Source organism: Pseudarthrobacter sp. TAF60_1 (assembly GCF_052113505.1).
Taxonomy (GTDB): domain Bacteria; phylum Actinomycetota; class Actinomycetes; order Actinomycetales; family Micrococcaceae; genus Arthrobacter.
Window position 1 is genome coordinate 94,676 of sequence record NZ_JBFRDI010000014.1, and the last position, 25,076, is coordinate 119,751.

Here is a 25,076-nt window from a genome sequence, read left to right on the forward strand (position 1 = left end):
TTACGGGGCCTGGTGACGGGCGGTGAGCTCCCGCTTGAGGACCTTGCCGCTGGGACCGGTCGGGAATTCCGTGACCAGGGTGATGATGCGCGGATACTTGTAGGCTGCCAGTTCCGCCGCGGCAAAGTCCCGCAACTCATCAATGGTGGCGCTGCTGCCCGGATTAAGGACGACGGCGGCCGCCACCTCCTGCCCGTGCGTTTTGTCCGGGACGCCATAAACGGCAACACTCAGGACCGCTGCGTGCCGGCTCAGGACTTCCTCCACTTCGCGCGGGTACACGTTGTACCCGTTGCGGATGATCATCTCCTTTTTCCGGTCCAGGATCCTGAGGTATCCGTCGCCGTCCTTGGTGCCCAGGTCGCCGGTGCGGAACCAGCCGTCCACCATAGCCTCCGCGGTGGCCTCGGGGCGGTTCAGATAGCCCGTGAAGAGGTTGTGCCCGCGGATCACCAGCTCGCCCAACTCGCCCTGTGGCAGCAGTTCGATGGCATCCGCGATCTCCGGGCGGGCGATCTCCACCTGGACACCCCAAATGGCCTGGCCTACCGTTCCGGGCCGCGGCTCTTTCCCTACGTGGTTGAAGGTGGCCACCGGGGACGTCTCGGTCAGTCCGTAGCCTTCGTAGATATCCGAGCCGAACTCCGTTTTGAACCGATCCATCACCGCCACCGGCAGCGACGCGCCGCCGGAGATGCAGTACCGCAGGGCGTTGGACCGGCCGGGGTTGGTGCGGGCGGCTTCGAGCAGGGCGATGTACATGGTGGGCACGCCGAAGAAGATGTTGATGTTGTGGCGGGCCAGGGCATTCAGGGCTGCTTCTCCGCTGAATTTGGGCAGCATCACGATGGTGGCCCCCGCCCGGAGCCCCGTATTGAGGACGCATGTCTGGCCGAAGGTGTGGAACATCGGCAGTCCGCCGAAGATGACGTCACCGCGGCGTAGGTCGAACGTGCTGGTCAGCAGCGTATTGGTCTGCTCCACCAGGGCAAAGTGGCTACCCAAGGCGCCCTTGGGCTGGCCGGTGGTTCCCGATGTGTACAGAATCGTAGCCGTCTCGGACGGCCGCAGCGGCAGCCAGGTGCTGATGGGCTCGGCTCCCGCCGCTTCCTCCTCCAGCCGGACGGCACCTTCGGTCCCCTCGGGCACCAGGACCGTGACGACGTCGACATTCGCGGCTGCGGCCCCCTTGGCACCCTCCTCCAGGAGCGGGCCCGCGCAGATGAGCAACTGCGCGCCACTGTCGCGCAGCATGTACTCGATCTCCCTGCCCTTCAGCAGCGCATGCAATGGCACCACTACGCCGCCCAGCGCGAGGACCGCGTAGTAGACCCGGGCGAAATCAGCCACATTGGGCATCAGCAGAGCTACGCGGCTTGCATGCCCCACGCCACGGTCCCGCAGCGCACCGCCATACGCTCGTGTCTGTTCCCAGAGTTCGCTGTACGTCACCCGCTCCTCACCCACCACAAGGGCCACGGAGGCGGGGAAACGAGCGGCTGATTCAGCGAGGATGGCGGCAACGGAGAGGGTCCCGAAGCCCTGTTCGGCGGGGGCTGAACTGACCATGGTGTCCTGTCTGGCTGGTGGGTTGGTTGGTTGGGAGGAAGGGTCACGCTTTGAGGATCAGGGCCTCGCCCTGGCCACCGCCGCCGCACAGGGCCACCACGCCGGTGCCCCCGCCGCGGCGTTTCAGTGCCAGTGCCTGGTGCAGCGCAAGGCGCGCCCCGGACGCGCCCACCGGATGTCCCAAGGCGATGGCGCCGCCGTCGGCGTTGATCTTTTCGGCGTCGATGCCCAGGTCCTTGGCGGACTGCAGCACCACCGAGGCGAAGGCTTCGTTGATCTCGATAAGGTCCAGGTCCCCAACGGCCAGGCCCTCAAGTTTCAGGGCACGCTCAATGGCTCGTGACGGCTGGGAGTGCAGGGAACCGTCCGGCCCGGCGGTCTGGCCGTGGCTGCCGATCTCCGCGATCCAGCTAAGCCCCGCAGCCTCCGCCGCTGCCTTGCTGGCCACCACCAGGGCGGCCGCACCATCGGAGAGCGGCGAGGAAGACCCTGCGGTGATGGTGGCTGAGTCCGCCGTGGAGAAGGCGGGCTTCAGCGCTGCGAGGGCCTCCGGCGTCGTACCTGCCCGGATCCCCTCGTCAGCATCAATCACGACGGCGGGGCCGCGGCGCTGCGGCACCTCCACCGGAGCGATCTCCGCGGCCAGGATACCGGCCGCCCGGGCGGCTTCCGCCCGCTGGTGGGAACGGGCGGCGACGGCGTCCTGGTCCTCCCGGCTGATGCCAAGGCGGGCGTTCCCGGCGTCGGTGGCCGAACCCATCAGTTCACCGGAACGGGGGTCCTGCAGGCCGTCGAAATTCAATGAATCCAGCAGCGCCGCGTCGCCTATCGCAACACCGCCGCGGAGCCTGGGCAGCAGGTGCGGAGCGTTCGTCATCGATTCCTGGCCCGCGGCCACAATGAAGTCGGCCTCGCCCGCACGGATCATCCGGGCGGCGTCGATCACGGCGGTCAGCCCGGACAGGCACAGTTTGTTGATGGTCACCGTGGGCACGTCCCAGCCGATCCCGGCGGCCAGGCTGGCCTGCCGTGCGGGTCCCTGGCCGGCGCCGGCCTGGATGACCTGGCCCACGATCACGGCCTGGATCTGCTCCGGCGCCACTCCGGTCCGCGCCAGGGCGTTGCGGATGGCGTGGGCGCCGAGTTCGCTTGAGGACAGGCCCGACAGCCCCCCGCGGAACTTGCCGAACGGGGTGCGGGCGCCGCCCAAGATGACGGGGGTGCGGGCATCGTTGCTCATGGTCTGTGCCTTACGGCTAGTCGAAGGGTGTTCAAGTGACGAGGCCGGTCCAACGGCTCGCGGCTATTCGAAGGAGGCGCGGCGGCGGTCCGAGGTCCTGGTGTTCCAGACGTCCGGTTTGTTGACCCGGAACCGGCGCCCGGTGAGCGCCCGCGGGGTCAGCCGGATGTAGTAGACCTTTTCCCCGGGCTGCCACGGTTCCAGGTGAAGAGCGTCCACGTTGTCCTTTTCAGCCTGGTCTTCGATCAGTTCCGTGTCTCCGCGCACCACAACGCTCCAGGCTTCCTCCGTGTGCGGATCGTACCCATCGATCTCAATTGCTGCGGGCCGCGCCGATTCCGCGCCCCACAGCTTGGTGCCGCCAGCGCTGCGGAACACGACGCTCCTGCGCTGCAGGATGTAGTTGATCGGGAAGATCTCTGGATGGCCGTCCACCACAAGGGCCAGTCGCCCCACGATGTCGTTAGCCAGTAGTTCCCAGCATTCGTCAAAGGTCAATTTGATGATCGGATCCGTGTGCGAGTTCATGGACCAAACCTTACGGATGATCCTGCCGTTCCAACAGGCCTTGGACGAGGGCATCAAGGATGGGCAGTTGGCCTTTGACGAGCTTGCTGCGCGCATCGGCCTCGGTGACCCACCGGGCGTCGTCGATCTCAGGGAAGTCCTGGATGGTCCCGGACCCCTTGGGCCACTCCAGGGGGAACGTGTTACTGACAACCTCCCCCGGCTGGAAGTCAGCCGCCGCGGTGAACACCGTGATGCGCTTCCCGGACGGCTGGCGGAATTCGCCGAGCAGGGCGTAATCAGCGGCAGGCGGCGGGCTGCCGATCTCCTCAGTGAATTCGCGCCGGGCTGCCGCCAGGGGGTCCTCGTCAGCCTGGTACTCGCCCTTGGGGATGGACCACGAGTGGGCCTTCTTGCCGGCCCAGAACGGTCCGCCCATGTGCCCGAGCCAGACTTCCAGGACTCCCGCCGCGCCGTGCCGGTAAAGCAGGATCCCCGCGCTGCGCACCGTCACGTTGCTTACTGGATTCCCGCGTAGAGTGCGTTGAGTTCGGCCGTCAACTGCTTCTGGAGGGCCGGTGTGCCGATTTCCTTGCCGTCAATGTGGTTCACGGGCGCCAGCAGCCGGATGCTGGAAATCAGCCACACGGCGTCAGCGTCCAGAAGGTCCTGCGGCTCCAGCGGACCGTAGCCCAGTTCCCAGCCTGCCGCCTTCGCAGCGGCGAACAGCGCACCCTGGGACGTGCCGGGGAGTATTCCGCTGTCCAACTGAGGCGTGATGAGCCGGCGGACGGTGCGCGCGCCCGCGCCATCGTCGGCTGTTTCCACATGCGCAAGCAGGACCGTGGACGTGGGCCCCTCCAGGACCCGTCCGTCGGCGGAGAGGAAGATGACGTCGTCGGCGCCCTGTTTGTGCGCGTGCCGCAGGGCGGCCATGTTTACCGCGTAGGACAGGGTCTTGGCGCCGAGCAGCAGCCAGGGCGCACGCTCGGCAACGTCGCTGTCGTAGCCGCGGTCCAGGAGGATGACGTCGATGCCGGCCTCGCGCTGGCGGCGTCCGAGCGCACCCACGGGGGATACCTGCACCCAGCACGTGGGAGAGCCTGCGCCTTCCGGCCCGCGGGTGGCCACCAGTTTCACCACCAACTCGTCCTCGGCCGCAGAGGGTGCCGGGTGCTGGGAGCGGTGTTCCGCTACGCCGGTGGCGATGGCCGCCCGCCACTGCTCCTGCGCCGGGATCACCAGGTCGAGGGTTTCGGCTGACCCGCCCAGCCGGTCCAGGTGGGCCTGCAGTTTCCGGACGTTCCCGCCCACGGCGAGCATGGATTCGAACACCCCGTCACCGCGCGTGGCTCCCTGGTCCGTGGCCATCAGCTGGGGCTGCGAGGCGTCGGCCAGGCGGCCTTCCGGATAGGCGGGGTCAAGGAAAACGAGCACCACGGGCGCAGGAGAGGTCATGGCTCCAGCTTAGTCGGGCCGAGCGCGGCTAAGCTGTGGTCATTGCCCGGCCGGAATCCGTCCGCCGGTGCGCACACCGCGGGGGTACTTTCATTGTTGTGGCCGATTTCGCTTGCCGGTACTGCGCCGACGTGGGTTGTGGTGCTTCTGAGCATTGGCGATCTGGTCATCAGGGTCCTGGCCCTGGGCATTATTCCGGGCAACAGGCGCCCCACCACCGCCATGGCCTGGCTGCTGGGGATCTTCTTCGTCCCGTTCCTGGGCCTGATCCTCTTCCTGCTGTTCGGCAACTTCAAACTCTCCCGCAAGCGCCGGGCCCAGCAGGATGCCGTGAACAAACGGGTCCGCGCCGGAACGTCCCAGTTGGCCGCCGTCGAGAGCCGTTATGCCGGGCCCGAGTGGGTGGCCTCGGCGGCGGAGCTGAACAAGACCCTCGGTTCGCTGCCCATGGTGGACGGCAACAGCGTGGAGCTGCTCCCCGGGTACCCGGACTCCATCAAGGCCATGGCCGCTGCCGTGCGCGAGGCGAAGGAGTTCGTCAACGCCGAGTTCTACATCATGAGCACAGACCACATCACTGACGACCTGTTCACCGCCTTGGAGGAGGCAGCCGAGCGCGGCGTCGAGGTCCGGGTGCTGTTCGACCACCTGGGCACCCTGCGGATCAAGGGATACCGCAAGCTCATCGCGCGCCTGAAGGCCGGCAAGATCCAGTGGCGTCCCATGCTCCCGCTGAATCCGGTCCACGGCCAGTGGCGCCGTCCGGACCTCCGCAATCACCGCAAGATCATGGTGATCGATGGCGAAGTCGCTTTCACGGGCTCCCAGAACCTGATCGAGCCCTCCTACAATAACCCCAGGCACCGCAAGGTGGGCCGCGAATGGGTGGAGCTGATGGCGTGCCTGCGCGGGCCGATCGTCACCACCCTCAACGTGGTCTTCGCGACCGACTGGCTCAGCGAGACGGACGAATCCCTGGAGCATCAGCTGGCGCACGAGCCCGAGATGGTGTCCGGCGGCGTCACTGCCCAGGTCGTGCCCAGCGGCCCCGGGTTCATCACCGAGAACAACCTGCGCCTCTTCAACACCCTCATCTACTCCGCCCAGCACAAGATCTCCATCTGCAGCCCGTATTTCGTCCCGGATGATTCGCTGCTCTACGCGGTGACGACGGCGGCGCAGCGGGGCGTCGACGTCGAACTTTTCGTCTCGGAAAAGGGGGACCAATTCCTGGTCCACAACGCGCAGCAGTCCTACTACGAAGCGCTGCTGGAAGCGGGCGTGCGGATCTACCTCTACAAGGCGCCCTACGTGCTGCACGCCAAGCACTTCACCATCGACAACGAAGTGGCTGTCCTGGGCTCCAGCAACATGGACATGCGGTCCTTCTCTTTGAACCTGGAAGTCTCGGTGATGCTGCTGGGGGCGGACATCGTGGAGAGCATGCGTGCGGTGGAAAGCACCTACCGGGACATTTCGAAGGAGCTCAAGCTCGAGGACTGGCGCCAGCGTCCCCTCGCTGCCCGCTACATCGATAACGTGGCGCGGCTGACGGCCACCGTCCAGTAGCGCCGCATCTTGCCCAAAAATTGCGCCGGTCCGCTCTGGAGCCGCGCGGGAAGGGCGGCTAACCTGAAAGCATTGGTTCATGCATCCGGACCAATGTGTCCCGGCCTGTCTAAGGGCAGCGCCCGAGGGAGCTGACGGTTATGCCACAGTCGAAAGTAGCGCGCTTCTGGTCTCGCGCGTCGGCGGTGTCCTTCACCTTGCTGGCCGGCTTCACCCTCGTCCAGGTCTCCGGCTTTAGCCGCGACCTCGACCGGACATGCGAGGCTGCCGGCCAGCCGCTGGACTTCAACTACCGGCTTCGGCATCCGCACGACGGGACTTTTTACTTCCCGCTGCAAAACAGATGTAACCCCGTGTATGACACGGTTCCAGAATGGGTCAATCCAGTCCTGGCAATCCTGGCAACCGTGTTGGCCATTGCGCTGATCGGCGCCCTGGTCACCTACGGCGAGAAAAAACCCCGGCCGGCACGCGTCAGCCGCCGGGGAACTCCGCGCCCAGAGCGGAAAGCACACCGTGCGCCTTCACCCGGATCTCGTCGTACTCCTCATCCGGCACAGAGTCGGCAGTGATGGCACCGCCGACGCCGAGGGTCAGTTCCACCGTCAGTGCCTCTTCGCTGCCATGCCCGCCGGTGCCTTCCGCGCTAGTGCCGTCCACGGCCTCGCCGTCTTCGGTACCTGCGCCGTCTCCCGTGTAGGTGACCAGCGTCCGGATGGCCACGGCCAAATCCGTGGCTCCGTTCAGCGAAAAGTAGCCGATCGCGCCCGAATACAGGCCGCGCGGACCGTCCTCCAACCGGTCCAGGATGGCCATGGTGCTGATCTTGGGGGCGCCGGTCATGGAGCCGGCAGGAAAGCAGGCAGCCACGGCCTCCGCCCGCGGTGAACCGGGCATCAGCTGAGCGTCGATGGTGCTCACCATCTGGTGCACCGTGGCGTAGCTTTCGATCTCGCACAGCCTGCTGACCGTCACGGATCCTGGCTCTGCGAAGTGGCTGAGGTCATTCCGGAGCAGGTCCACGATCATGATGTTCTCCGCGCGGTCCTTGAGCGACGCTGCGAGATCGTTCCGCAGTGCCCTGTCCTGCTCCGGATCAGCACCCCGGCGGCGGGTGCCCTTGATGGGCTCGGCGCGCATGCCGCCGTCGGACGTGATGCGCAGGAAGCGTTCGGGCGAGGTGCTTGCGACGGTCAGGCCGCCAAACCGCAGATAGCTGGCGAAGGGTGCCGGGTTCCTTAGCCGCAGGGCAAGGTAGGTGGGCCAGGGGGCCGCCGCGGTGGCCGGCAGCCGGGCCGTGAGGGTCGTGGTGAGGCAGACTTCGTACGAGTTCCCCTCATGGATTTCGTGCTGGGCGGCGGCGATTTTCCGTTTGTAGGACACCTCAGTGTCGCGGCTGCTGAACGCTGGCGCGCCGGGAACCACGATGCCGTTGCTGCCGCCGGCCTGGGTAGCTGCGGTTGCGGTGGCGGCGGCTGCGTTGACGGCGCTCCGGGCGGCGGCCTGCCAGCTGTCCGCGTCGGGCGCCTCCAATGCAAGCAGCCAGACCGTTCCCTCAGCATGGTCCACCACCACGGCCCGGCCCGCGAAAATCAGTGCCGCATCGGGGGTCGGCGACACTACGTCCGAGCCGCCGGTTTCGCGCTTGAGCTCATACCCCAGGCAGCCCAGCCAGCCCAGGGTGAAGTCCCCGGGATAGTCGTCGGGGCCGCGGACCGCCCGGCGACCCCAGACAGCATCCAGCCAGCGGAAGAACGGGCCTGGCACGCGTACTGTTGCTGATCCGGCAGTGACCACGGTTTCGCCGGAGCGGTGCGTGACCGACTGGCCGAACGTTCCGGCGTCGTCAGCGAGGATGCTGAAGCGGCTGCGTTCGGTGGCGGGTGACTGCTCTGACGGGGGAGCGGCGGGCGCGTTGGAGGAATCCAGCCACGCAGCGCGTACGGAAGTGCCATACAGGGACGCGAAGAGGGCTGCGGTGTCCGGCCGGCCGGCCAGGCGCTCCGCCCGGAGCCGGAGGCCGCGGCGGCCCGCAAGTTCCGGAACCATGACCGGTCCAAGCACGGGCAGGTAGGAGAGGGCTTGCAGGACGTCCGCCGGGGCCGACCCGTCTGCATGGTTGAGCACGCGGACATCGGCGTGCGCGGGGACGTCGTCCTTGGCCAGCCATTCATCTTCCTGCGCCGCCCACTGTTCCCAGTACGGCTCGTACGTGCCGCCATCGCGGTCCAGGGCCCGTTTCCGGCGGACGTCGTCGGGGGAGTCGGCCCAGATGACGGCACTCAGCAGCGGCCGGGCTTGCAGGGCGGCGGCCCCCACCCCCTCGATGATCACGATCTCCGAGGGAAGGGTGACGCGCGTGTCGCCGTCGTAGTGGTTTGCCCAGTCCCAGCTGGTCCAGGTGGCCGGTTCGCCGCTGCTGAGTGGACCCAGGACGGTGGAAACGTAGCGCTCGATCCCCGCGGCGAGCCCGTTCCAGCCCGGATAAATGTCCTCAAGATGGAACAGGGAGACCTTGTGATGGTTCCGCAGCCGGGCCGCCACTTCGATTGCCAGAGTGGTCTTGCCTGCGCCGGATCGCCCGTCAATGGCGATGATCACAGGTGCGGGGGTCATGAAGTAGAGCGTACCTGCTGCTGTCTCTGCTGCTGGGTTCCGCGGCGGAGCGCAGCGCGGACGTGCTCAACAATGCCTGGCAGGGCGCCATGGATCTGGTGCCAGGCGGCGTCGAAGTCCCCGTGGTCGCCGTACCAGGGATCTTCGATGCCTTGGTCCAGCAGATCATGGCCGGAAACTGCGGGGTCGAAGCTGCGCAGCATCCGGACTTTGTCCATGGACCCCTGGTCCGGCGCTGCCTCGCGCAGCCACGCATAGTGGTCAACGTCCAGGGCCAGAATCAGGTCGCGCTCGCTGAACCAGCGCGCCTGCCATTCGCGGGCAACATGGTGCTGCGAGCTGAGCTTGGTGATCGCCAGCCGGCGGGCCGCCCGTGGGTCAATGGGCCGTCCCACCTCGTAGCCCGTGGTTCCCGCCGAGTCCACGCTCACCTCAGCGCCAAGGCCCTCCGCCCCGAACGCCGCAGCCAGCATGATTTCGGCCATCGGCGACCGGCAGATATTTCCGGTGCACACGGCAATGATCCGGTAGGGGCTCGACGATGAGTTCATAATGCTAAGCATGCGTGTTATTGGAGGTTTTTGGCTAATTTCCTAGTGGATCGCTGCAAGGAGAACTCCGACGGCGACAAACAGGACCCCGAAAATCCGGCTCAGGACCTTCTGTCCGTGGGCATTGTGGGTGAAGCGCTGGAAGGACTTCGCGGCCAGCGCAAAGAAGAACCACATGACCAGGATGTCGATCGCCACAACGGTGCTGGTGAGTACCGCGTACTGCGGCAGGAGCGGCTGTTCGGGGCGGATGAACTGCGGCATGAAGGCGAGGAAGAAGACGATGGCCTTGGGGTTGAGGAGGTTGACCCAGAGGCCGCGGCGGAACATGGACCAGGCTGGCTCGTTACGGAGTACGGCCGCCTGTTCCTGATCGAGGTCCGGTTTGCTCAGGAACTGGCGGATGCCCAGGTACACGAGGTAAGCGGCGCCGGCGTACCGGATCACGTTGAAGGCCACGGGTGAGCTGGCCACCAGGACGCCGACGCCGAGCGCCACGATCAGCACGTGGATCACCAGGGCTGCCTGCTGGCCAAGGATCCCCCAGATGGAGCGGCGGAACCCTGAAGTCAGGGAGTTGCTCATCGTGTTGATGGCGCCGGCTCCCGGAGTGAAGCTGACCAGGACGCCTGCGCCCGCGAGCGCGAGCCAAAGTGAGAATTGCACCTCCCAAGTTTAGGGCCGGTTCACCACAGGGTGGGCACGGGATCAAAGGCCTGGAGATCTTCATCGGCTGTCACCAGTGTGAACCCCTCAACCATGGCCTGGGCCGCGAGGATCCGGTCGAAAGGGTCCTTGTGCTCCCAGTCCAGCTGACCGGCCGCCAGCGTGTGGGGTGCGGAGATGGGGAGCTCTGATGCGTAAAGGTGGGCTACCTGCCGGGCAAAACTGGTCACGATTGCAGCGCCCGATGGCAACTTGCCCTGACGGTGTTTGTAGGACAACTCGTAGGCCGTCACGGGGGAGACATACACCTGGTTCTCCAGTTTGGAGATGGCGTTTCTGGCCTTGCTGGAGAGGCGTTTCGGCTCTGAAATAGACCACAGGAAAACATGGGTGTCCAGCAGCAACTGGATCACTCGGCAGCCCCCATTTCCTCATCCGTCCACGGTTCGTAGAACGCGTCGGGAATGTGGAGCGGGCCCAGGAATCCAAGTTCGCGTTTGTGCGGGCGCTCGATCTTCACCAGCCGGGCAACCGGCCGGCCGGCCTTTGCGATGACCACATCCTCGCCACGTTCAACCAGGTTCAGTAGTTCGGAAAGCCGTGTTTTTGCGTCTTGGACGTTGTATTGGCCCATGTTGACCAAGTCTAGTTGGTCAACCTCAGCCGTGTAAGGCTCAGTCCAGTATTCGTTCTCACCGTAGTGGCTCATGGCTCGAAGCTATGGCCCGGGCCGCGAGGAATGAAGCCCCGGCGCCGGCTATGTGGAAATCCCGGGAGGCCAACGGCTTACGCCCGCGCGATGACCTCGCCGTTCGGGATCAGGAACCAGCCGTCGTCGGTGGATCCCCAGCGGTGCCATCCCGCGGAGATCCGGGCCAGGTCCGCCGGGTTGGCGAAGCCGTACTCCAGTGCCTGGTCCGCAAAGGCCGAATGCAGCACCCGCTCGCCCCATACCCGCGCCTGCCACCGCCGCTGCTGCCCGGTGGCGTAGAGCCAGTTGCTGCTGGTGGGCGCCACGTCGGTGAAGCCTGCGGACTGGGCCCAGGAAACCAGGCGGCGTCCGGCGTCGGGCTCCGCGCCGTTGCGGCGGGCGATTTGCTGGTAAAGCTCCATCCACTCATCAAGTTCCGGCAGGGACGGGTACCAGCTCATGCCGTGGAAGTCCGCGTCCCGTACGGCCACAATGCCGCCGGGCTTTGCCACCCGGCGCATCTCCCGCAGTGCCTCCACCGGATCGGTCAGGTGCTGCAGCACCTGGTGGGCGTGGACGACGTCGAACGTCTCGTCCTCGAAGTCGAGGTCATAGATGTTGCCGGCCACGAACTCCGCGTTGGTCACACCGCGTTCAGCAGCCAGCGCCGTGGCCTGGGCGATGATGTCAGGCGACCGGTCCAGGCCGGTCACCTTTCCCGGGGAAACCAGCGCGGCGAAATCGCAGGTGATGCTTCCTGGCCCGCAGCCGACGTCGAGCACGGATGTCCCGGGGGTGAGGTGCGGGATGACAAAGGCAGCGGAATTTTCCGCGGTCCTGGAAGCGTGGGCGCGGACCACGGACTCGTGGTGGCCGTGCGTGTACACATCGTCGTCTGGCTGCTGCGCACTCATAACCAAACGCTACCGCCGCGGTGGCCTGAATGGGAGGAGCCGCCGTCGTGCGTTCCACTTGGGCGGGGAGGCGGGCGTCAGACGGCCGAATCGCCGGGGGTGGCCGGTCCCCCGCCGGACGCTTCGTGGCGGGCGGCGATGGTGGCATCCACCATGGCGCTCATGAACCGGGTGACGAGTTCAAGTTCCTCGGGGGAGAAGGCTGCCATGGCACTTCCCATGTGGCGGGACAGCGGCATAAACATGGCCCCGCCGTCCTGGAAGGCCTTTGGCGTCATGCGGAGCTGGACCTGCCGGCGGTCCGACGCATGCCGCTCGCGGACCACGTGGCCGGAGTTGTCCAGCCGGTCGATCAGGGCGGTGGTGGCCGGAGAGCTGAGGTTCAGTTCCTTTCGGAGGACCCCGGGCGTGACGACGAGACCCTTGGCGGTGCGGCGCATGATGACGGCCAGGGCGTTCAGGTCGGTGCGGTGCATGTCATTCTGCGCCCCGGCGGAGTCGACGTACCGGTTGGCTTCAAGCGTGAAGTCCTGCAGCAGGCGGATGAGGGACTGGGGGGCGGAGGCAGGCGGGCGCTGGAACGGTTCGTCCGTCACGTTCCGCCTCCTCCGCTAGTGGGTGTGGTCCTGTTTCTGGCTCGCCTCAGGTTTTTGCTGGTGCCCTGACGGATATTACTGCAGCAGCGTCGTCTGCGGCCTTCCATCCCTGAGATATCAGGCAAACGAGAAATTGCACGACAGCCACTTATCTCTATGATGGAGATACTCTATGATGGAAGCAATTGTACTCCTCCCTCCCCAGCCCAGAAGGAATCATGAAAACCAGTTCCCAACACAGCGCGCGGGTCCCGTTCTGGCTGCGCTGGCTCATTCCAGTACTCCTGGTGCTCACATGGCTGGCCCTTGCCGGCGTCGGCGGACCCACCTTCGGGCGGTTGAGCGAGGTCTCCTCGAACGACCAGGCATCCTTCCTCCCCGCAAGTGCCGAAGCCACAGCCGCTCAGGAATGGCAAACGAAATTCCGGGATTCCAACGAAGTGCCAGCCGTCGTTGTGATTGAGAATGCCGAAGCGTTCACCCGGGCCCAGCTGGGCGAGGCCGCAGGCCTGAAGGCGGACCTTGAAGCGCTGAAGCTCGGCAGCACGGTGATCGGCCCTATCCCGTCCGAGGACGGCAAGGCCGTTCAGTTCATCGTCCCCGTCAACTCATCCGGCGCGCTGAAGGAAGCCGTGAAGGAGCTGCGGACCACTGTTGCCGGCGCCGCTCCGCAGGGCATGCAGACGTTCGTCACCGGACCTGCCGGCCTGGCTGCGGACCTCACCAGCGCGTTCGCCGGGATTGATGGCATCCTGCTGCTGGTGGCCCTGGGTGCGGTGTTTGTAATCCTGCTGATTGTCTACCGCTCGCTCCTCCTGCCGATCGCGGTACTCCTCACATCGGTCTTCGCGCTGTGCGCCGCCATCCTGCTTGTGTTTGGAATGGCGAAACTCGGCTGGATCCAGCTGAATGGCCAGAGCCAGGGCATCCTGTCCATCCTGGTGATTGGTGCGGCCACGGACTATGCCCTGCTGTACGTGGCACGGTTCCGCGAAGCCCTGACCCACACGCGCAACCGGACCGCCGCCGTACTGACGGCCTGGAAGGCCTCGGTGGAGCCGATTGTGGCTTCCGGCGCCACCGTGATTATCGCCCTGCTCTGCCTGCTCTTTTCTGATCTGAATTCCAACAAGGGCCTGGGTCCGGTGGCGGCCGCAGGAATCCTCTGCTCGCTGTTCGCTGCGCTGACCCTGCTGCCCGCCCTGATGGCACTTCTGGGCCGGGCCGCCTTCTGGCCGTTCCGCCCCAAGCTGGTCCCGGAGGATCAGCGGGAACCGGAGCTGGTCACGGGTCTGGAAGGTCAGAAAGGCATCTGGCGTGCCACGGGTTCGCTGGTTTCCCGCCGTCCACGCACCGTATGGGTCGCTTCGGTCCTCTTGCTGCTGGTGGCATCGTCCGGCATCCTGCAACTGAAGGCCAATGGTGTGCCCCAGACGGATGTCATCCTCACGGCCTCCAACGCCGTTGACGGCCAGGACGCGCTGGCGCGCCATTTCGACGCCGGCAGCGGCAGCCCCGCCGTCGTGGTTGCGGATGAAGGCAAAGCTGACGAGGTGCTCGCGAAGGTCAAAGCGGCCGCCGGCGTGGGGGACGCCTACCTCCTGGCTGCCGGCAGTGTGCCAATCGTTTCCGGCGGACCAGGAACCCCAGGGGCTCCCAGCGTTCCCGATGTCCGCGATGGCAAGGTGCTGATCAACGCCACGCTCAACTACGCCGCGGATTCCATCGAGGCCGAGGATGTGGTCAAGGCATTGCGGGAGAACGTGAAGACGGTTGATGCCGGCGCGTTAGTGGGAGGCGTGACTGCTACGGCCCTCGACACCAATACGACGGCGCAGCGCGACCTCGTGATTATCATTCCGGTGGTGTTGGTGGTCATCCTCTTCATCCTGATGCTCCTGCTCCGCTCCGTGGTGGCACCGGTCCTGCTGGTGCTCTCGGTGGTTTTGTCCTACGGCGCGGCGATGGGCGTCTCGGCCCTGGTGTTCAACAACCTGCTGGGCTTCCCCGGCGCCGACGCCACGGTGCCGCTGTTCGGATTCGTCTTCCTGGTGGCCCTCGGCGTGGACTACAACATCTTCCTGATGAGCCGGGTGCGCGAGGAGTCGCTGAAGCACGGGACACGCCCCGGGATCCTGCGTGGGCTGGGCGTGACCGGTGGCGTGATCACGTCCGCCGGCGTGGTGCTGGCCGCCACCTTTGCCGCCTTGAGCATCATCCCCATCATGTTCCTGGTCCAGCTGGCGTTTATCGTGGCCTTCGGTGTGCTGCTGGATACTGTCCTGGTGCGTTCGCTGTTGGTTCCGGCCTTGACCTACGACATCGGCCCGCGCATCTGGTGGCCGAGCAGACTGGGCCGGCCGGAGGCGGATGCTGCGGTGCAGCGGGACGACGCCGACGTCGAGCTTGAAGCCGAGGGCGCCGGCCGCCGGTAAGCCGGGAGCCTCAACCCTGCGCCCGCCACCAGGCCGCCGTGGCCGCGGCTGCTTCCGCGAGGGGCGTTGGGCGCAGGCCCAGGGCGGCTTGGCTCGCTGCGGAGTCCATCACGAACGGCTTTTGGAACTGGTAGAGGGTTTCGGCCAGCTCGCCGAGGTCCTTTGAGAAGACGCCCATGGCCCGGAGCGCCCACCCGGGCATGGCCCCAATCTTTGGCGGGGCGGCTCCGCCGGCTTCCGCGAAGGCAGTTGCCAGTTGCCGCTGAGTCACCGCGGGACCGGTGGGCGCGTGCCACACCTTGTTCCACAGCGAAGGTGTCTGCGCGGCCCGGATCATCGCCGCCGCGAGGTCCGGGACGTAGGTGAACGAGTGCGGCTGGTCCACGCTGCCGACCACCCAGAGTTTCTTTCCGGCCAGGACGGGCGCAACCATGCGCTCGCCGCCGTGGGAGTTCCGGACGCGCGGGCCGAAGAAGTCGCCGGCTACTACGCTGGCGGTATCGGTGGGGGACGCTTCCCTGGCTCTGAGCAGCTCGGTGCGGACCCCGCGCTTGCCGCCTTGGGCGGTCCGCGGGCCTGCCTCGGTCATCGGGCGGTCCGGCTCGCTGTAGGAGTAAAGACTTTCGGGAAAGACGACGACGGCGCCTGCCTCACCCGCTGCGGCCAGCACCGTTTGTTCGGCCCGGGGGAGTTCCGCCCGCCACGCGTCCGCCGTGTAGGAAGAACCGTGGATGCAATGGAAAACGGCCGCGGCGCCAGCGAACGCCGCGCTCACCTTGCTGGGCTCCTGGACGTCGACGGTCAGCCGTTCCACCAGCGGATGCACAGGGCCGGAACCGGAACGGGTCAGGACCTTGACGTGTTTGCCCTGCCCGGCCAGCTGTTCCGCAACCGCCCAGCCAACAGGGCCTGCTCCGGTGACAACGTGAAGATCGTTCATGGCTTCTCCTTCAGGACTAATTTTTGAGAGCACCGCTCTCCAGTAAGGATGCGCCCTTACCCGAGCAAACGTCAAGAGCAGTGCTCTCAAATGTTGACAGTGCTCTGCTCTGTGGGATGCTGGACCTATGAACGACGCTGCCGCAAGCGCGGAAACCACGCTCCGAACACCCAGGGAGCGGGCCCGCGCCCAGACGATTGCGGACATTGTCCGGTTGGGGCGGCACCACTTGGCAACCCAGGGTGCCGCCGCATTGTCACTCCGTGCGGTGGCGAGGGATCTGGGTGTGGTGTCGTCCGCCGTCTACCGCTACGTGGCCAGCCGCGACGAGCTCCTCACTCTTCTGCTCGTGGACGCGTACAACGAACTCGGCGACGCGGTGGATGTGGCTGTGAACGCGAGGCCGGCGGGTGACTTCGCCGGCCGGTTCGCGGCGCTGGGCCGCGCGGTCCGGGAGTGGGCACTGCGTGAGCCTGCACGCTACGGACTGCTGTTCGGCAGCCCGGTGCCCGGCTATCAGGCGCCCGCCGGCCAAACCACAACCCCCGGAACCCGGGTGATTTACGCCCTGGTGGGGATCCTCGACGCCGCCTACCGCGCGGGTGCCCTAACGGCGCCGGAGCGTGCCGCCGTCGTACCTCCCGCCCTGGCTGCCGACCTCCAATCCATCCGTTCCGGACTGGGGCTCGCGGTCCCCGACAACCTGATAGCAAACGGCGTCCTCGTGTGGACATCGCTGTTCGGCGCCGTGAGCTTCGAAGTTTTCGGCCAGTACGGCCCCGACACGTTCAGCGCCCGAGACGAACTCTTTGAGCACCATCTCGGCGCCCTGGCGGGGGTGGCGGGCTTTACCGGGAAGTGATCCGCCCCGGTACGGCAGAAAACGGTAAGCCTACTGCCCTTTCGCTCAGCATCCTCCGGGTCTAGCCTGATCAGCAGAAACTCTTTCGCCGTCGCAGGAGCCCAGGAGGCCAACATGGCTGACCGCATAGCTGAGATCTGGGGAAGCCGGACACCGTATGCCCGTGGCGGGCTGTGGCCGGTCCGGGTGGACCAGGCGCTCGACGGCGGCCTGCAGGAAGCGGACGTTGACCGTTGGGTGCAGTCCGCCTGCGTTCTGTGCAGCAACGGCTGCGCCTGCGATATCGCCGTCAAGGACGGGGCCATGGTGGGCATCCGCGGCCGTGCGGGCGATTTGGTGAACCATGGGCGGTTGGGACCGAAGGGCCTGTTCGCCAGTTGGCAGGGAGTGTCGCACAAGGACCGTCTCACACAGCCGCTGATCCGCGAGAACGGGCAGCTGGTGGAATGCAGTTGGGACACGGCCATGGGCCGCATTGTCGAAAGAAGCCGGGAACTGCTCCGGACCAAAGGGCCGTTGAGCCATGGCTTCTACACCAGCGGCCAACTGTTCCTCGAGGAGTATTACGCCCTGGCCGTGATCGGGAAGGCCGGCATCGGCACGCCGCATATGGACGGCAACACCCGGCTGTGCACAGCCACGGCCGCGGCTGCACTAAAGGAATCCTTCGGCGCCGACGGGCAGCCCGGGGCGTATGAAGACATCGACCACTGCGATGCCATGTTTTTGTACGGGCACAACATGGCCGAAACGCAAACCGTTCTCTGGTCGAGGGTTTTGGACAGGATCGGGGGACCGGACCGCCCGAAGATCGTGTGCGTGGACCCCCGTGACACGGAGGTCGCGAAGCATGCGGACGTCCATCTCGCGCTCAAGCCGGGCACCAACCTGGCGCTGATGCACGCTTTGGTCCGTGAAGTCCTGCATAACGGCTGGGAGGATACGGCCTACCTGAGCGAGCACACGCTCGGGCTAGAGGATCTCCGGAAGACCGTGGAGCCCTGGACTCCCGACGCCGCGGCGGAAACCTGCGGCGTGGCCGCCGAAGACATCCGGGAGGCCGCAAGGATCTTCGGAACCTCGGCCCGGGTCCTGTCCACGGTGCTCCAGGGGTTCTACCAGTCCTCGCAAGCCACGGCCGCCTCCTGCCAGGTCAACAACCTGCACCTGCTGCGCGGCATGCTGGGGCGCCCCGGCTGCGGGTTACTGCAGATGAACGGGCAGCCCACGGCGCAGAACAATAGGGAATGCGGGGCCGACGGCGACCTGCCGGGCTTCCGGAACTGGGAAAACGAGGACCACATCAACGAGTTGGCGCGGCTCTGGAAAGTGGACCCGGCGATCATTCCGCACTGGGCGCCACCCACGCACGCGATGCAAATCTTCCGTTACGCGGAGCAGGGCTCCATCGGACTCCTCTGGGTGTCGGCCACCAATCCGGCCGTCTCCATGCCGCAGCTGCCCAGGATCCGGGAGATCCTCGCCAAACCGGAACTCTTCCTCGTAGTCCAAGACCTGTACCTGACCGAAACAGCCCAGGCGGCCGACGTCGTCCTCCCTGCCGCCGGCTGGGGCGAAAAGGCCGGGACGTTCACCAACGCGGACCGCACCGTGCACCTTTCGGACAAGGCCGTGGAACCCCCGGGCGAAGCCCGCCCGGACTTGGATATCTTCCTCGATTACGCCCGCCGGATGGACTTCCGCACGCAGGATGGTGCACCCCTGCTGCCATGGGCCGGCCCCGAGCAAGCCTTTGACGCTTGGAAGGAATGTTCCCGGGGCCGCCCCTGCGACTACTCAGGCATCAGCTACGAAAAGCTGCGCGGCGGGAGCGGCATTCCCTGGCCGTGCAACGACGACTATCCCGATGGCCGGGTCCGTCTCTACAACGACGGTCTGTTCCCAACGGACCCTACATACTGCGAAAGCTATGGCCACGACCTCCTCACCGGTGCGTCCATTCCTCCGACGGAATATAAAGCTATGGCTCCTGCCGGCCGGGCGTTCCTGCGCACAACGCCCTACACGCCGCCGCACGAGGAACCGGACCAGGATTACCCTCTCCGCTACACGACTGGGCGTACCGCGTACCACTTCCATACGCGCACCAAAACTGGCCGTTCCAAACCGCTGACGGCGGCCGCACCGAAGGCCTGGGTGGAGATGGCAGCGGCAGATTGTGAGGCGCTGGGAATCTCTGAAGGCGATTTGGTGCGGGTCTCCTCCCGGCGCGGCAGCATTGAAGTGCCTGTCCGCATCAGTGGCATCCGACCCGGCAGTGTCTTTGCACCTTTCCATTACGGCTACTGGGATGCCGGCGGCGTTCCGGGGGAGCATCCCACCGCCGCCAACGAACTCACGCTCACCGAGTGGGACCCGGTGTCCAAGCAGCCGGTGTTCAAGAACGCCGCGGTAAAGGTGGAACCGCTTGGGAGCGGTTCCGGACCTGCTCCGGCGCCGACGACGACGGCGTCCCGGCCTGCGGGGACCGGTCACGTTCCAGCTACCAAGGGCGGCCCGGGCGGGGAAGCGTCAGAACTCCTTACCCCGGCCGCGCCACCGCAGTTTCCAGGCGCCGTCAACTCCGCCGGAGGCCGGCCATGAACCTCGAGATCTACCTTGGCCTGCTGCATAAGGCCGAAGAAACGCTGGCAACCTCGTACCGCCAAGTGGCGGACGGGCACGGCGCGGAACCTGATGTCCACTTCCTGTGCCTCACCCTGGCGCGGCAGTGCGACGAGCATCAGCGGCTGCTGCGGCCCGTCGTCGATCGCTATGGCGAGGATAGGTCGGGGAATGAGCCGGAGCGGCTGCATGCCCAGGGCCTGGCCGAAACCCGGAGCGGGCCGGTCGGCCTGTTGCGTGACCTGCAGGACCTCTATCTTCTGGCGAGCTTCGTGGACATCACCTGGACCATGGTCAAGCAGGCTGCCTCCGCCCTGCGCGATGAAGAGCTCCTAGCCGTGGTGGCGCAGTGCGATTCCCAGACGTCAACGCAGCTCAAGTGGCTGCAGACGCGGATGAAGCAGGCCGCCCCGCAGGCGCTCGTGGCCGCGCGCTGATGAGCGGCTGCGAGTTGCGGCCGCCCCCTGTTTCGCCCCGCCCAGGCTGGGTAGACTCCAACTGCGCCCAGGTGGACGCGGAACCTCAAAGGAGAGACTAGCCATGACTGAGAACCCTGCACGTGACGACGAGCCCCGCAAGGCCAGCAGTGCGCCTGGACTGGAGGGCGAGGGCGGCCAGTACGTGGAAGGCGACTACGGCGATGCCGGGGTGGTGGGCGGCGTTGAGGAGCAGCCTGAGGAGGGCGACTATCCGGAGGGCAACTATGGCGATGCCGGGGCGGTGGGCGGCGTTGAGGAGCAGCCTGAGGAGGGCGACTATCCCAAGGGCAACTATGGCGATGCCGGCGTGGTAGGAGGCGTTGAGGAACAGCCTGAGGAAGCCGACTATCCGGAAGGTGATTATGGCGATGCCGGAGTGGTGGGAACGGCCCGAGGTGCATCTACTGCCCGCGAGGTTGAGGAGGACGAGGGCAGGAACTCCTAAGTTTCCCGTTTTGGATTCCTAAGCTTTGGCAGCCCGTTCACGCACAGCGAACGGGCTTCCTTCCCATGAATCTCCCTCCCCAGGGCGCGCAATTCCGGGAGGTTTGCCCATTCGGCCGCCACACAAAATTCCAAAGTTGAGCGTACCGCGCTCAACTTTGGATTGACATCAGTTGCTCCCTGAGTAAAGTTGAGTGCAGAACGCTCAATGAGTGGGCGCCAGCAAGTTTCCAAGGAAAGAAGGAAGCAACACATGTCACGTGCAGTAGGTATCGACCTCGGAACCACCAACTCCGTCGTCTCCGTTCTCGAAGGTGGCGAGCCCACCGTTATTGCCAACGCCGAGGGTGGCCGCACCACGCCGTCCGTCGTTGCGTTCTCCAAGTCCGGCGAGGTCCTGGTTGGCGAGATCGCCAAGCGCCAGGCCGTCAATAACATCGACCGCACCATCGCCTCCGTCAAGCGCCACATGGGCACCGACTGGTCCGTCGCGATCGATGACAAGAAGTACACCGCGCAGGAAATTTCCGCCCGCGTGCTCATGAAGCTGAAGAACGACGCCGAGTCCTACCTCGGTGAAAAGGTCACCGACGCTGTGATCACCGTTCCGGCCTACTTCAACGACGCCGAGCGTCAGGCCACCAAGGAAGCCGGCGAGATCGCGGGCATGAACGTCCTGCGTATCGTCAACGAGCCCACCGCCGCAGCACTGGCCTACGGCCTGGACAAGGGCAAGGAAGACGAACTCATCCTGGTCTTCGACCTCGGTGGCGGCACGTTCGACGTCTCCCTGCTCGAAGTGGGCAAGGACGAAGACAACTTCTCCACCATTCAGGTCCGCGCCACCGCCGGTGACAACCGCCTCGGCGGCGACGACTGGGACCAGCGCGTCGTGGATTACCTGCTGAACCAGCTCAAGGTCAAGGGCATCGACCTGTCCAAGGACAAGATCGCCCTGCAGCGTCTCCGCGAGGCATCCGAGCAGGCCAAGAAGGAACTGTCCTCCTCCACCAGCACCAACGTTTCCCTCCAGTACCTCTCCGTCACCCCCGACGGCCCGGTCCACCTGGACGAACAGCTGACCCGCGCCAAGTTCCAGGACCTCACCAAGGACCTGCTCGAGCGCACCAAGAAGCCGTTCCACGACGTCATCAAGGAAGCCGGCATCAAGCTGTCCGAGATCGACCACATCGTGCTCGTGGGCGGTTCCACCCGTATGCCGGCCGTCTCCGACCTGGTTAAGGAACTCGCCGGCGGCAAGGAGCCCAACAAGGGCGTCAACCCGGATGAGGTCGTTGCAGTCGGCGCCGCACTCCAGGCGGGTGTCCTCAAGGGCGAGCGCAAGGACGTCCTGCTGATCGACGTCACCCCGCTTTCCCTCGGCATCGAAACCAAGGGTGGCGTCATGACGCACCTGATCGAGCGCAACACGGCCATCCCCACCAAGCGGTCCGAGACCTTCACCACCGCTGACGACAACCAGCCGTCCGTGGCCATCCAGGTCTTCCAGGGCGAGCGTGAGTTCACCCGTGACAACAAGCCGCTGGGCACGTTCGAGCTGACCGGCATCGCACCGGCCCCGCGCGGCGTCCCGCAGGTCGAGGTCACTTTCGACATCGACGCCAACGGCATCGTGCATGTCTCCGCGAAGGACAAGGGCACCGGCAAGGAACAGTCCATGACCATCACCGGCGGCACCGCGCTGTCCAAGGAAGACATTGACCGCATGGTCAAGGACGCCGAAGAGCACGCAGCCGAGGACAAGGCCCGCCGCGAGGCCACCGACACCCGCAACACGGCCGAGCAACTCGCCTACTCCGTGGACAAGCTCATCGCCGACAACGCCGACAAGCTGCCCGAAGAGGTCAAGACCGAGGTCCAGGCCGACGTCGACGCCCTGAAGAAGGCCCTCGAAGGCACCGACGACGCCGCAGTCAAGTCCGCGTTTGAGAAGCTGCAGGCTTCCCAGACCAAGCTTGGAGAGGCCATCTACTCGCAGGCCGGTTCCCCGGACGGCGCCACGGGCGCTGCCGGTGCTGAAGGCGCCGCTGGTGCAGCAGGCGGCCAGAAGTCGGCCGATGAGGACATCGTCGACGCCGAGATCATCGACGAAGACGAAGCGAAGAAGTAGCCATGCCGCACCACGGTAACGAGGAAGAGCACAACTCATCCGCGAGCCAGGAAGCTGCGGAGCGCCGGGCCAGCAGCCAGCAGGAGCCGGTCATTCGGGACAACCGCAAGGTTGACCCGGTGACCGGGCAGGCCAGGCACCCGGAGGGCGAGCAGCACGCTGAGGCCCACCCGCCGGTGGACTCCGACGGCGACGCCCTCGCCCAGGCCGAGGAAATCCTCAACGGCGTCGAGGTGCCGGCAGAGGAATCTGTGGCCCAGGGTGCAGGGCATGCTGAGGCGGCCGAGCTGAAGAACGACCTCCTCCGCCTCCAGGCTGAGTACGTCAACTACCGCAAGCGCGTTGAACGCGACCGGGCCGTGGCAGGGGAGATGGCCGTCATCGGCGTCCTGAACTCCCTGCTCCCGGTCCTGGACGACATCGACGCCGCACGCCAGCATGGTGACCTCGCGGACGGTCCGTTCGCGGCCATCGCCACCAAGCTGGAGACCGCGCTGAAGACGTACGGCCTGGTCCGCATTGTTGAGACCGGCGTGGAGTTCGACCCGAACATCCACGAAGCCCTGATCCAGCAGCCGGGCGAGGACATCGAGGTTGACACAGTCAGCCAGGTCCTCCGCTCCGGCTACAAATCAGGAGACCGAGTCCTCCGCGCAGCACAGGTCATCGTCGCCGTCCCGGCTTAGCATTACTCCATCGAGATGGCAGTTCGCGGCAGTGATTCGGAAGAACATTGGCGCGAACTGCCATCTCGACACCAAACTTTGAAAGGAAACGCCATTGGCTAGCCAGGATTGGGTGGACAAGGACTTTTACGCGATCCTTGGTGTCGCCAAGGACGCTTCCGACGCCGATATCAAGAAGGCGTACCGGAAACTTGCCCGCCAGCACCACCCGGACACCAACGCGGGAAACGCTGCCTCTGAGAAGAAGTTCAAAGACATCTCTGAGGCGTATTCGGTGCTCTCTGATCCGGACGAGCGCCAGCAGTACGACGCCATCCGGGCCATGGGCGGAGGAGCCAGGTTCGCACCGGGCGGCGCCGCGGGCGGCAACGGCGGGTTCGAGGACATGTTCGGCGGCCTGTTCACCGGCAACGCCGGCCGTCACGCCGGCGGCTTCAGCACTTCCGGGGGCATCCCGCCCGAGTTCGCGGACCTGTTCGGCGGCGGCTTTGGCGGCCAGACCGGCTTCCAGCGGGCACCCCAAAAGGGTGCTGACCGCACCGCGACCACCAGCATTTCCTTCGCCGGCTCGATCCGCGGCACCACCATCGGCCTGCGGGAACCCAGCGGCGAAGTCATTGACGTCCGTGTCCCCGCCGGCATCAAGGACGGCCAGAAAGTGCGCGTCCGCGGGAAGGGCCAGCCGTCACCGGCAGGCAACGGCGACCTGATGGTGTCTGTGTCCGTCCAGCCCCACGCTTTCTACACGCGCGATGGCGACAACCTCCGCGTCCACGTTCCGGTCACCTTCCCGGAAGCTGCTTTGGGCGCGGACATTGAAGTTCCCACCATCGATGGCGAGACGGTAAAGGTCCGCGTTCCGGCCGGCACACCCTCGGGCCGGACGCTCCGGGTGAAGGGCCGAGGCGTGAAAACGTCCAAGGCAACCGGTGATCTTCTGGTGACCATCGACGTGGCGGTTCCCAAGAACCTGAACAAAGAGGCTGAGGCGGCCGTGAAGGCCTTCGCCGAGGCCACCGCCGACGCCGATGTTCGACAGGGCCTGGCCGCCAAGGCCCGGCTGTAAGCAGCGGAGCAGACCGTGAATATCAGTGCTGACCAGCCGATCTTCGTGATCTCGGTGGCGGCTGAACTGGCGGACATGCACCCGCAGACCCTCCGGCAGTACGACCGGCTGGGCATTGTTTCGCCCAGCCGGGCGCCGGGGAAGTCCCGCCGCTACTCGCAGCGTGACGTCAACATGCTGCGTGAGGTTCAGCGGCTCTCCCACGAAGGCGTCTCGCTGGAGGGAATCAAACGTATCCTCGAGCTGGAGAACCAGGTGGCCGCACTCCAGCGCAAGGTCAGCGAACTGACCGAGGAGGTGGCCCGTCGTCGTGATCCCCTGGACTCCAGAATCTTTGCCGCCGGAGCGGCCGGCGATGTAGTGAGCCTGGCCCGCGGCCAGCGTCCCCGCGCCCGCTCGCAGGCCGTGGTGGTCTGGCGGCCCAGGGCTCTGGGCAAGTAAGCGCGTTCGAAACAAGCACCCTGGAATCAAAATACTCGGAAAATTCGAGTACCCACTACTCGTGACCCATCCGCCCCCACTGACTTGAATGGAACCGTTGCTGGTCTCACAGCGAAGGTTCGAGGCTCTGGGGGTTTCACGTGTTTGGTTCTTCAGTCGTCATGTTTGCAGGGTCCAGTGCTGGGCTGATCCTGCTGGCCATCGGGCAGACCATAGTGGTGGTCTGCGCGTGCTTTGACATGGTGCGGGCACTCTCGGTGCCGAGATCGCACCGCCGGTACGTAGCCAGCACCGTCTTCCGGACGCTGGCCATCCCGTCGATCATTGCTACCGGCATGAGCGCACTCATCGCCGCGCTGTCCTGGTCGTGGATGGACGTCTGTATGTCCACGTTCGTGATGGTGGCGATCATCTTCCGCCTTCATCACGACAAGGACGAGGACAGCTGGTGGAAGGGCAAGGGCAAGAAACTCGCCCGCTGGGCCCGCCGCCAGTTCAGTCCCGGGACCAGGGTGGCGCCGGCGATGGGCTAGCCCAGATCTCCTCTTCGAATGCGCAATGGTGCGCCGGGCTGTGGCCCTGAAATCGGG

General features: G+C 65.8%; 24 protein-coding genes. 11 read left to right on the forward strand and 13 right to left on the reverse strand.

From position 1 onward, the window contains the following. The 5 genes from AB4Y73_RS15880 to AB4Y73_RS15900 form a co-directional block, all read right to left on the reverse strand. Complete coding sequence (locus AB4Y73_RS15880) at positions 1-1,569, reverse strand: long-chain-fatty-acid--CoA ligase (RefSeq protein ID WP_441872856.1); 1,569 nt, start codon at positions 1,567-1,569, stop codon at positions 1-3. A gap of 43 nt (positions 1,570-1,612) precedes the next feature. After that, positions 1,613-2,809 (reverse strand): acetyl-CoA C-acyltransferase, encoded by a 1,197-nt coding sequence (locus AB4Y73_RS15885; protein ID WP_441872857.1) that lies wholly within the window; start codon positions 2,807-2,809, stop codon positions 1,613-1,615. Positions 2,810-2,872: 63 nt separating this feature from the next. Beyond that, positions 2,873-3,337 (reverse strand): pyridoxamine 5'-phosphate oxidase family protein, encoded by a 465-nt coding sequence (locus AB4Y73_RS15890; RefSeq protein WP_441872858.1) that lies wholly within the window; start codon positions 3,335-3,337, stop codon positions 2,873-2,875. Between the two features lie 10 nt (positions 3,338-3,347). Continuing rightward, complete coding sequence (locus AB4Y73_RS15895; protein WP_441872859.1) at positions 3,348-3,830, reverse strand: NUDIX domain-containing protein; 483 nt, start codon at positions 3,828-3,830, stop codon at positions 3,348-3,350. A 5-nt stretch (positions 3,831-3,835) separates the two neighbouring features. Beyond that, positions 3,836-4,774: an aminodeoxychorismate lyase gene (locus AB4Y73_RS15900; RefSeq protein ID WP_441872860.1), complete on the reverse strand. Its 939-nt coding sequence runs from the start codon at positions 4,772-4,774 to the stop codon at positions 3,836-3,838. A 93-nt stretch (positions 4,775-4,867) separates the two neighbouring features. Here AB4Y73_RS15900 and cls point away from each other — a divergent pair, with 93 nt between their 5' ends. Beyond that, positions 4,868-6,343, forward strand: coding sequence for a cardiolipin synthase (cls, locus tag AB4Y73_RS15905; protein ID WP_441872861.1), 1,476 nt, complete (start codon positions 4,868-4,870; stop codon positions 6,341-6,343). A gap of 474 nt (positions 6,344-6,817) precedes the next feature. Here cls and AB4Y73_RS15910 read toward each other — a convergent pair whose 3' ends face one another. The 7 genes from AB4Y73_RS15910 to AB4Y73_RS15940 form a co-directional block, all read right to left on the reverse strand. Continuing rightward, complete coding sequence (locus AB4Y73_RS15910) at positions 6,818-8,959, reverse strand: chorismate-binding protein (RefSeq protein ID WP_441872862.1); 2,142 nt, start codon at positions 8,957-8,959, stop codon at positions 6,818-6,820. Then, positions 8,956-9,510: a low molecular weight protein-tyrosine-phosphatase gene (locus AB4Y73_RS15915; protein WP_441872891.1), complete on the reverse strand. Its 555-nt coding sequence runs from the start codon at positions 9,508-9,510 to the stop codon at positions 8,956-8,958. The genes AB4Y73_RS15910 and AB4Y73_RS15915 overlap by 4 nt, the downstream gene beginning before the upstream one ends. Before the next feature lie 42 nt (positions 9,511-9,552). Then, positions 9,553-10,176 carry a LysE family transporter gene (locus tag AB4Y73_RS15920; protein ID WP_441872863.1) on the reverse strand — a complete coding sequence of 208 codons (624 nt, stop codon included), beginning with the start codon at positions 10,174-10,176 and terminating at the stop codon, positions 9,553-9,555. A gap of 20 nt (positions 10,177-10,196) precedes the next feature. After that, a complete protein-coding gene (locus AB4Y73_RS15925; RefSeq protein WP_441872864.1) occupies positions 10,197-10,589 on the reverse strand; it encodes a type II toxin-antitoxin system VapC family toxin in 393 nt (130 codons plus the stop codon). Then, positions 10,586-10,885, reverse strand: a complete 300-nt coding sequence (locus AB4Y73_RS15930; protein ID WP_441872865.1) for a type II toxin-antitoxin system Phd/YefM family antitoxin — start codon at positions 10,883-10,885, stop codon at positions 10,586-10,588. The genes AB4Y73_RS15925 and AB4Y73_RS15930 overlap by 4 nt, the downstream gene beginning before the upstream one ends. Before the next feature lie 77 nt (positions 10,886-10,962). After that, positions 10,963-11,781, reverse strand: coding sequence for a methyltransferase domain-containing protein (locus tag AB4Y73_RS15935; RefSeq protein WP_441872866.1), 819 nt, complete (start codon positions 11,779-11,781; stop codon positions 10,963-10,965). A 77-nt stretch (positions 11,782-11,858) separates the two neighbouring features. Beyond that, complete coding sequence (locus AB4Y73_RS15940; protein WP_441872867.1) at positions 11,859-12,377, reverse strand: MarR family winged helix-turn-helix transcriptional regulator; 519 nt, start codon at positions 12,375-12,377, stop codon at positions 11,859-11,861. A 218-nt stretch (positions 12,378-12,595) separates the two neighbouring features. On the opposite strand from AB4Y73_RS15940, the gene AB4Y73_RS15945 reads away from it, so the two are divergent. Continuing rightward, positions 12,596-14,812 (forward strand): MMPL family transporter, encoded by a 2,217-nt coding sequence (locus AB4Y73_RS15945; protein WP_441872868.1) that lies wholly within the window; start codon positions 12,596-12,598, stop codon positions 14,810-14,812. A 10-nt stretch (positions 14,813-14,822) separates the two neighbouring features. On the opposite strand, the gene AB4Y73_RS15950 is transcribed toward AB4Y73_RS15945, so the two are convergent. Continuing rightward, complete coding sequence (locus AB4Y73_RS15950; RefSeq protein ID WP_441872869.1) at positions 14,823-15,752, reverse strand: NAD-dependent epimerase/dehydratase family protein; 930 nt, start codon at positions 15,750-15,752, stop codon at positions 14,823-14,825. Between the two features lie 127 nt (positions 15,753-15,879). Between AB4Y73_RS15950 and AB4Y73_RS15955 the strand changes: the two genes are divergently transcribed. The 9 genes from AB4Y73_RS15955 to AB4Y73_RS15995 all read left to right on the forward strand — a co-directional run bounded on the left by AB4Y73_RS15955 (position 15,880) and on the right by AB4Y73_RS15995 (position 25,019). Beyond that, positions 15,880-16,614 carry a TetR/AcrR family transcriptional regulator gene (locus AB4Y73_RS15955; RefSeq protein ID WP_441872870.1) on the forward strand — a complete coding sequence of 245 codons (735 nt, stop codon included), beginning with the start codon at positions 15,880-15,882 and terminating at the stop codon, positions 16,612-16,614. Between the two features lie 114 nt (positions 16,615-16,728). After that, complete coding sequence (locus AB4Y73_RS15960) at positions 16,729-19,218, forward strand: molybdopterin oxidoreductase family protein (RefSeq protein WP_441872871.1); 2,490 nt, start codon at positions 16,729-16,731, stop codon at positions 19,216-19,218. After that, the gene (locus AB4Y73_RS15965) at positions 19,215-19,676 is read left to right on the forward strand and encodes a hypothetical protein (RefSeq protein WP_441872872.1); all 462 of its coding nucleotides are present in this window, start codon (positions 19,215-19,217) and stop codon (positions 19,674-19,676) included. Before AB4Y73_RS15960 ends, AB4Y73_RS15965 begins: the two co-directional genes overlap by 4 nt. Before the next feature lie 103 nt (positions 19,677-19,779). Then, the gene (locus AB4Y73_RS15970) at positions 19,780-20,163 is read left to right on the forward strand and encodes a hypothetical protein (RefSeq protein ID WP_441872873.1); all 384 of its coding nucleotides are present in this window, start codon (positions 19,780-19,782) and stop codon (positions 20,161-20,163) included. 252 nt (positions 20,164-20,415) lie between these two features. After that, positions 20,416-22,293, forward strand: a complete 1,878-nt coding sequence (gene dnaK / locus AB4Y73_RS15975; protein WP_441872874.1) for a molecular chaperone DnaK — start codon at positions 20,416-20,418, stop codon at positions 22,291-22,293. Positions 22,294-22,295: 2 nt separating this feature from the next. Then, on the forward strand, positions 22,296-22,979 hold the full coding sequence (locus tag AB4Y73_RS15980) for a nucleotide exchange factor GrpE (protein WP_441872875.1): 684 nt from the start codon (positions 22,296-22,298) through the stop codon (positions 22,977-22,979). A 94-nt stretch (positions 22,980-23,073) separates the two neighbouring features. After that, entirely contained in the window at positions 23,074-24,045 is a 972-nt protein-coding gene (locus AB4Y73_RS15985; RefSeq protein WP_441872876.1) for a DnaJ C-terminal domain-containing protein, read from the forward strand. A gap of 15 nt (positions 24,046-24,060) precedes the next feature. Next, positions 24,061-24,486, forward strand: coding sequence for a heat shock protein transcriptional repressor HspR (locus AB4Y73_RS15990; protein WP_255768664.1), 426 nt, complete (start codon positions 24,061-24,063; stop codon positions 24,484-24,486). Between the two features lie 161 nt (positions 24,487-24,647). After that, the gene (locus AB4Y73_RS15995; RefSeq protein WP_441872892.1) at positions 24,648-25,019 is read left to right on the forward strand and encodes a hypothetical protein; all 372 of its coding nucleotides are present in this window, start codon (positions 24,648-24,650) and stop codon (positions 25,017-25,019) included. Positions 25,020-25,076 lie beyond the last annotated feature (57 nt).